This window comes from Flavobacterium magnesitis (genome assembly GCF_041729735.1).
Taxonomy (GTDB): domain Bacteria; phylum Bacteroidota; class Bacteroidia; order Flavobacteriales; family Flavobacteriaceae; genus Flavobacterium; species Flavobacterium magnesitis.
Genome location: NZ_JBCFQK010000024.1, coordinates 58,053 through 65,817 on the forward strand (window position 1 = coordinate 58,053; position 7,765 = coordinate 65,817).

Sequence of the window (7,765 nt, forward strand, 5' to 3'; positions counted from 1 at the left end):
AGATATGGTGTTGATTGGAATGGTCTCTAGCTAAAGCACTGTTGAGATACGGGGTGAGTGAGTTTGCCTTGAAAAATTAAAAACAGCGATAATTATTAAATATAATTTAGGTGATGAAAGTAAGCTAATTATGATATGCTTGATTTTATGAATTTTTTACTTTGAAGTTATAATTTATTTAAAACTTGGATAGTTTTGAAATATTAATAATTCAGTTAAAAGGGATATTAAAAGTGATTTTACTAGAGAATAATTAGGATTAATTTTTAACAATTTGTGTAAAATCTGTCATAAATATTTAAAATATCCATAAATATTACCAATACAAGGACTGTACAGGACAGTTTTAATTTTTGTTTTTTTTTATTTTACATTTCTATTTAATTAACCTTTAACTTAAATTTATTTATGGAATCAATTCTTGGTATTCTTTTTCACTCAATAGGAGGGTTTTCTTCCGGAAGTTTTTATATGCCTTTTAAAAAGGTAAAAGGTTGGGCTTGGGAAAGCTACTGGATTGTAGGAGGTATTTTTTCTTGGTTGATTGTTCCGCCACTTGCTGCTTATTTAACAATTCCAAATTTCACTGAAATTATTAGTGCAGCTTCACCGTCAATTAAAACCGTTACTTATACTATGGGATTGATTTGGGGTATTGGAGGATTGACTTACGGTTTAGGTGTACGTTATTTAGGAATGTCTTTAGGGAATTCAATTACTTTAGGGTTTTGTTCGGCTTTTGGAGCTTTGGTTCCACCTATTTATTATAATTTTAATCCTATTGCAGGAAAAGAATCTTTTACTGAAATGGCATCTACTTCTGGGGGACAATTAGTTTTGCTAGGAGTATTAGTTTGTATTTTAGGAATTGTATTCTTAGGAAAAGCAGGGATGCTTAAAGAAAAAGATTTTGCTGTAGGGCATGAGGATAAAGACAAAGATTTTAACCTGGTTAAAGGTCTTATTATTGCTATTATTTCTGGAATTTTAAGTTCTTTCTTTAATTTCGGAATTGAAGCAGGTAAGTCAATGGCTGATACAGCTAATGAGGCTTGGAAAGTATTAAATCCAGGTCAGGGTGAATTTTTATATCAAAATAATGTTACTTATGTTGTATTACTTTGGGGTGGTTTGACTACCAATTTCATATGGTGTATGTATCTTAATTTTAAAAATAAAACTTTTGGAGATTATACTAATAAAAGCACTCCAATATCTAAAAATGTTTTGTTTTCTGGTATTGCAGGAACAATGTGGTTTTTACAATTTTTCTTCTATGGAATGGGAGAAAGTAAGATGGGAAATGGAGCAGGTTCTTGGATTTTGCACATGTCAACAATTATTTTGACAGCAAATTTCTGGGGATTTTATTTGAAAGAATGGAAGGGTGTTTCGGAGAAAACGTATAAAGTTTTCTTTTTCGGAATTTCTTTAATGTTCTTATCAATTGTTTTAGTAGGTATTGGGAATTCACTATAATAATAGAATAACAATTTAAATTTAATATAACAATGTCAAATACAAATACAATGACTTTTAAACACGTAAGTTACCTTTGGGATGAGGCTAAAGCTGCTGAATTAGCAGGAGATGAAGTAGCACTATTTATTTACCGTTCTAATTTATTGGGAGCGGATTTAAGATTAACTAACTACGGAGGAGGAAATACTTCTGTGAAAATTACTGATAAAGATCCGTTGACTGGAGCTGCAACTGAGGTAATGTGGATTAAAGGTTCTGGTGGAGATATTGGAACATTAACAAAATCAGGTTGTGCTGCTCTTTACTTAGAAAGACTTCGTAACTTAGAAAATGTATACAGAGGAATTGAGCATGAAGACGAAATGGTCGAGTTATTCAACCACTGTATTTTTGATTTAGCTTCAAAAGCGCCTTCAATTGATACTCCATTACACGGTTTCTTACCATTTGCTCATATCGATCACTTGCATCCAGATGCTGCTATTGCTATTGCTGCTGCAAAAGATGGTGCAAAAATCACTGAAGAATTATTCAACGGAGAGATTGGATGGGTTGGATGGCAACGTCCAGGTTTCGACTTAGGTTTGCAAATGCGTGCTTGCCTTGAAGAAGCTGCTGCAAAAGGTAAAAAACTAAAAGGAGTAATGTTAGGATCTCACGGTTTGTTTACTTGGGGAGATACTTCATACGAAAGTTATATCAATACGCTTGAAGTAATTGAAAAATGTGCTGAGTATTTAGAGTCTAACTACGGAAAAACGCGTCCCGTTTTTGGAGGTCAAAAAATCGAAAGTTTAGCTGTTGAAGCTCGTAAAGTACAAGCTGCTAAATTGGCTCCAATCTTGAGAGGTTTCTGTTCTTCAGAACGTAAAATGATTGGTCACTATACTGATGATGCAAGAGTTTTAGAATTCATCAACTCTAATGATTTAGAAAAATTAGCTCCTCTTGGAACTTCTTGTCCAGATCACTTTTTGAGAACTAAAATCAGTCCTTTAGTAATTGAATTAGCTCCAAACGAAGACTTATCTGATGTTGATGCTATCAAAGCGAAGTTGACTCCAGCTTTTGAAGCGTATCGTCAAATGTACTCTGAGTACTATAATACTTGTAAAAAATCAAACTCACCAGCAATGCGTGATCCAAACCCAGTGGTTATTTTATACCCAGGAGTTGGTATGTTTACTTTTGCAAAAGACAAAACAATGGCTCGTTTGGCATCTGAATATTATACAAATGCTGTAAACGTAATGAAAGGTGCTGAAGCAGTTTCAGAATACACTTCATTGCCACGTCAGGAAGCTTTTGATATCGAATATTGGTTGTTAGAAGAAGCTAAATTACAACGTATGCCAAAACCAAAAGCTTTATCTGGAAGAATTGCTGTAATCACTGGTTCTGCAGGTGGAATTGGTAAGGCTATCGCTAAGAAATTTGCTGAAGAAGGTGCTTGTGTTGTAATCAACGATATCAACGAAGAGCGTTTAGAAGGTGCAACTGCTGATTTTATCAAAACTTTTGGTAAAGATGCTGTTTCTAGTACTTTATTAAATGTTACTGATGAAAAAAGTACTGCTTTAGCTTTAGATGCTGCTTGTTTAGCATTTGGTGGTGCTGATATTATTGTAAATAATGCAGGAATTAGTATTTCTAAATCTATTGCTGAGCATTCATTAGAAGAGTGGGATAGATTATACGATATCTTAGTTAAAGGACAATTTATTGTTTCTAAAGCTGGAATCGAAGTAATGCGTAAACAAGGTTTTGGTGGAGATATCGTTAATATCGTATCTAAAAATGCAGTTGTTGCAGGACCAAACAATCCAGGTTACGGATCTGCTAAAGCGGCTCAGGCTCACTTAACACGTTTGATGGCTGCTGAAGTAGGAGCTGATAAAATCCGTGTGAACACAGTTAATCCTGATGCTGTTATCTCTGATTCAAATATTTGGTCAGGTGGATGGGCTGAAGGACGTGCTAAAGCGTATGGTATTACAGTTGCTGAATTACCAGCTTACTACGCTAAACGTACTTTATTAAACGAAATTATATTGCCAGATGATATTGCTAACGCTTGTTACGCATTCGTAGGTGGACTGTTGGGTAAATCAACAGGAAATGCTTTGAATGTTGACGGTGGAGTATCTATGGGCTTTTACAGATAGTTTTTAGATGTTAGTTTTTAGATTGATTCATCTAACGTCCGATTCATTTCGGACGTTAGATTTTTCTTAGTCAGTCTATTCTTCATTTATTTTTATCGCTTCCTTATATAAAATATTCATAACAGTTTAGGGTTTTGAATTGTTTAAGTCAACCTTATAATTCCATTTTTTTATGAAAAAAGTAGCATTTAAAATGCAGTTGCATCAAGGTCAGGTTCAAGAATACCAAAAAAGACATGATGAATTGTGGCCAGAATTAGCCGATTTGTTAAAAAGCGTTGGAGTAGAAGATTACTCTATTTTTTTTGATGATGATACACATGCCCTTTTTGGTGTTTTAAAAATTGAAGATCCTAGTCGATTAGACGAACTTCCTCAGCATCCTGTTATGCAAAAATGGTGGAAATATATGGGAGATATTATGGATGCAAATCTAGACAATTCTCCAGTGAGTGTTTCACTCAAAGAAGTTTTTTATTTACCTTAAAAATTTACAATTATCATGATATTAGATTCTAATAAAATTGCAGCTCACAATGATGGGCTTTTTACTTCTCATAAAAATAAATTAGTTTTCTCTGCTTCTGAAATTGCTGAAACAGAAAATATTATTAAAAAATTGATCGATTTCCAAATTGCAATCCCTTCTTGGGCATTGGGAACTGGAGGAACTCGTTTTGGACGTTTTCCAGGTGGTGGAGAGCCTCGTTCATTAGAAGAAAAAATCGAAGATGTAGGTTTGTTACACGCTTTAAACAAAGCTTCTGGAGCAATTTCATTACACATTCCTTGGGATACTGTAACTGATTATAAGTCTATCAAAGCTTTAGCAGCACAACACGATTTGAAATTTGATGCTGTTAACTCTAATACATTTCAGGATCAGGCAAATAGTGAGTACTCTTATAAATTTGGTTCTTTACAAAATGTAAACAAAGCAATCCGTAAACAAGCGGTTCAACACAATATTGACGTAATTCAACAAGGAGCTGAATTAGGTTCTGATTCATTAACTATTTGGTTAGCTGATGGATCTAATTTCCCTGGACAATTAAATTTCCGTAAAGCTTACGAAAACACATTAGAAAGCTTACAAGAAATTTACGAAGCATTGCCTTCTAACTGGAAATTATTCTTAGAATACAAATGTGCTGAGCCTAATTTCTATTCTACTACTGTTGCTGACTGGGGACAATCTTATTCTTATGTGAAAAAATTAGGAGACAAAGCAAAAACTTTAGTTGATTTAGGGCACCACCTTCCAAATGCTAATATTGAGCAAATTGTTTCTTTATTATTAATGGAAGATAAATTAGGAGGATTCCACTTCAATGATTCTAAATACGGAGATGACGATTTAACTGCAGGTGCATTAAAACCTTACCAATTGTTCTTAATCTTTAATGAATTAGTTGAAGGAATGGATGCTAGAGGAATGAATCATGCAACTGACTTAGGTTGGATGATCGATGCTTCTCACAACGTAAAAGATCCAATGGAAGATTTATTACAATCTGTTGAGGCTATCATGATCGCTTATGCTCAGGCTCTTTCTGTTGATAGAAAAGCATTAGAAATTGCTCAAAATGAAAATGACGTTGTTAAAGCGCAAGAAATTTTACAAAATGCTTTCCGTACTGATGTTCGTGCATTAGTTGCTGAAGCTCGTTTGCGTTCAGGTGCAGCTCTTAATCCAGTTGCTTTATACCGTGAGTTAGCGGTGCGTGATGCTTTAATTGGAGAAAGAGGATTGAAAACTGTAGCAACAGGATTATAAAAAACAATAGTAAATAAATGAATGCAGTAGCCATTTTCGATATTGGAAAAACGAATAAAAAAGCCTTTTTATTTAATGAAAGTTATCAAATTGTTTGGGAGAATTCAGTAAATCTTGCTGAAACAGTTGATGAAGATGGATTTCCATGCGAAGATATTGTAGCACTAAAAGATTGGTTTTTGAGTTGTTGGGAACAAATGAAATCACAAACTCAATTCAATCTAAAAGCAGTAAATTTTAGTACTTATGGTGCTAGTTTTGTTTACATTGACGAAGAAGGAAATCCTTTAACGCCTTTGTACAATTATCTAAGACCTTATCCTGAAAAGCTTAAGAATAAATTTTATACTAAATACCAGGGAGAAGAAGTTTTTGCAGTAAAAACTGCTTCTCCGGTTTTAGGAAGTTTAAATTCTGGAATGCAAATTTACCGCTTGAAAAAAGAAAACCCTGAGGTTTTTGATAAGGTAAAATACTGTTTGCATTTGCCACAATACATGAGTTTTCTTTTAACGAAAGAAGGCTTTACCGATATTACAAGTATTGGATGTCATACTAATCTTTGGAATTTCAATAAAATGAAGTACCACAAATGGATTAGAAAGCAAAACATAACCGAGAAGTTAGCTCCAATTCATAGTTCTGAAGATGCTGTTATTATCGAAAATGATATTGCAGTTGGAATTGGTTTACACGATAGTTCATCAGCTTTGATTCCTTATATAATCAATTTTGAAGATCCTTTTGTATTATTGTCAACTGGAACTTGGGTGATTACAATGAACCCATTTAATGATAAAAAGCTTAACTTTGAAGAATTGCAAAATGACTGTTTGTGTTTCTTGCATTATAAAGGAAAACCCGTTAAGGCTTCCCGATTGTTTGCAGGAAATGAGCATGAAATTCAATCGTTAAAATTGGCAACACATTTTGATGTAGCCGTTGATTCATACAAACATGTGCTTTATGACAAAGCTATTATTACTGAATTGAGAGCTAAATTCAAACAATTTACCAAAGGTGATAGTAAAATTCTAAAAGATTGTCCTTTTAATAAAAGAGATTTATCTGATTTTGAAAACTATGATGTAGCGTATCACCAGTTAATGTTAGATTTAATTGCACAGCAAATTGTTTCAACTAATTTAGTGATTCACAACAGTCCAGTAAAAAAAGTCTTTGTTGACGGAGGTTTCAGTAAAAATTCAATTTACATGAATTTATTAGCCGAAGCTTTCCCAACAATGGAAGTTTATGCTGCATCCATGGCACAAGCCAGTTCATTAGGAGCTGCCTTAGCCATTCATAAAAATTGGAATACAAAACCAATTCAAAATGATTTAATTGATTTAAAATTTTACAAACATTAATATAAAATATGCCTATCATCATTCCACTTAAAAAGAATATTGATAGGCAATTTTACTTAAAGTGTTTAATAATAAATAAAACCCTATGAAATGAGCATGAACTTAAATTGGATGTAAATACCAATAGTTGTTATGCGAATTACATATGACCTATAAAAAAAATAAAAATCAGCATATGAAAGTTGGACTTTTTATACCTTGTTATGTGGATCAATTTTATCCACAAATAGGTATTGCAAGCTTAGAGTTATTAGAAAAATTTGGATGTGAAGTGAGTTTTCCAATGGATCAAACTTGCTGTGGTCAACCAATGGCTAATAGTGGTTACTCCCATTTAACAGCTGGATGTGATACTAATTTTGTGAATAATTTTTCTGAATTTGATTATGTCGTTTGTCCTTCTGGAAGTTGTACTATGCATGTGAAGGAACACCTTCATTCTAAAGAGAATGAAGCTGCTGCTACACATATTAGAAACAATGTGTACGAACTGACAGAATTTCTAACGGATATATTAAAAGTAGAATCGATAGAAGGTAATTTTCCTTATAAAGTAGGAATGCACCAAAGTTGCCATGGTCAACGTGGATTGAAGCTTTCGCAAATGAGTGAACTTAATGCGGCTCCTTTTTCTAAACCCAATCAGCTTTTGAGTTCTATTAAAGGTTTAGAATTAGTTTCTTTAAGCAGAAAAGATGAGTGTTGTGGTTTTGGAGGTACTTTTTGTGTTACCGAAGAAGCAGTTTCAGTAAAAATGGGACAAGATCGTATTGAAGATCATAAGGAACACCACGTAGATTATATTACAGGAGGAGATATGTCATGCTTAATGCATTTAGAAGGAATTCTAAGAAGACAAAAAAGCAATATTAAAGTAATTCACATTGCAGAAATTTTAAACTCAATATGAAATCGCCACTATTAACAAATTTGTTGAAAACAAATACCGATGAATTAAAGGCGATACTATA

General features: G+C 33.3%; 6 protein-coding genes. All 6 read left to right on the forward strand.

From position 1 onward, the window contains the following. Positions 1 to 408 precede the first annotated feature (408 nt). Positions 409 to 1,479: an L-rhamnose/proton symporter RhaT gene (rhaT, locus tag AAGV33_RS14070; RefSeq protein ID WP_373392796.1), complete on the forward strand. Its 1,071-nt coding sequence runs from the start codon at positions 409 to 411 to the stop codon at positions 1,477 to 1,479. A gap of 32 nt (positions 1,480 to 1,511) precedes the next feature. Continuing rightward, the gene (locus tag AAGV33_RS14075; RefSeq protein WP_373392798.1) at positions 1,512 to 3,647 is read left to right on the forward strand and encodes a bifunctional aldolase/short-chain dehydrogenase; all 2,136 of its coding nucleotides are present in this window, start codon (positions 1,512 to 1,514) and stop codon (positions 3,645 to 3,647) included. A 172-nt stretch (positions 3,648 to 3,819) separates the two neighbouring features. Then, on the forward strand, positions 3,820 to 4,134 hold the full coding sequence (rhaM, locus tag AAGV33_RS14080) for an L-rhamnose mutarotase (RefSeq protein WP_373392799.1): 315 nt from the start codon (positions 3,820 to 3,822) through the stop codon (positions 4,132 to 4,134). A gap of 15 nt (positions 4,135 to 4,149) precedes the next feature. Then, positions 4,150 to 5,424, forward strand: coding sequence for a TIM barrel protein (locus AAGV33_RS14085; RefSeq protein WP_373392800.1), 1,275 nt, complete (start codon positions 4,150 to 4,152; stop codon positions 5,422 to 5,424). Between the two features lie 17 nt (positions 5,425 to 5,441). Then, entirely contained in the window at positions 5,442 to 6,794 is a 1,353-nt protein-coding gene (locus tag AAGV33_RS14090) for an FGGY-family carbohydrate kinase (protein WP_373392801.1), read from the forward strand. A gap of 175 nt (positions 6,795 to 6,969) precedes the next feature. Next, positions 6,970 to 7,704, forward strand: a complete 735-nt coding sequence (locus AAGV33_RS14095; protein ID WP_373392803.1) for a (Fe-S)-binding protein — start codon at positions 6,970 to 6,972, stop codon at positions 7,702 to 7,704. The last annotated feature ends 61 nt before the right edge of the window (positions 7,705 to 7,765 follow it).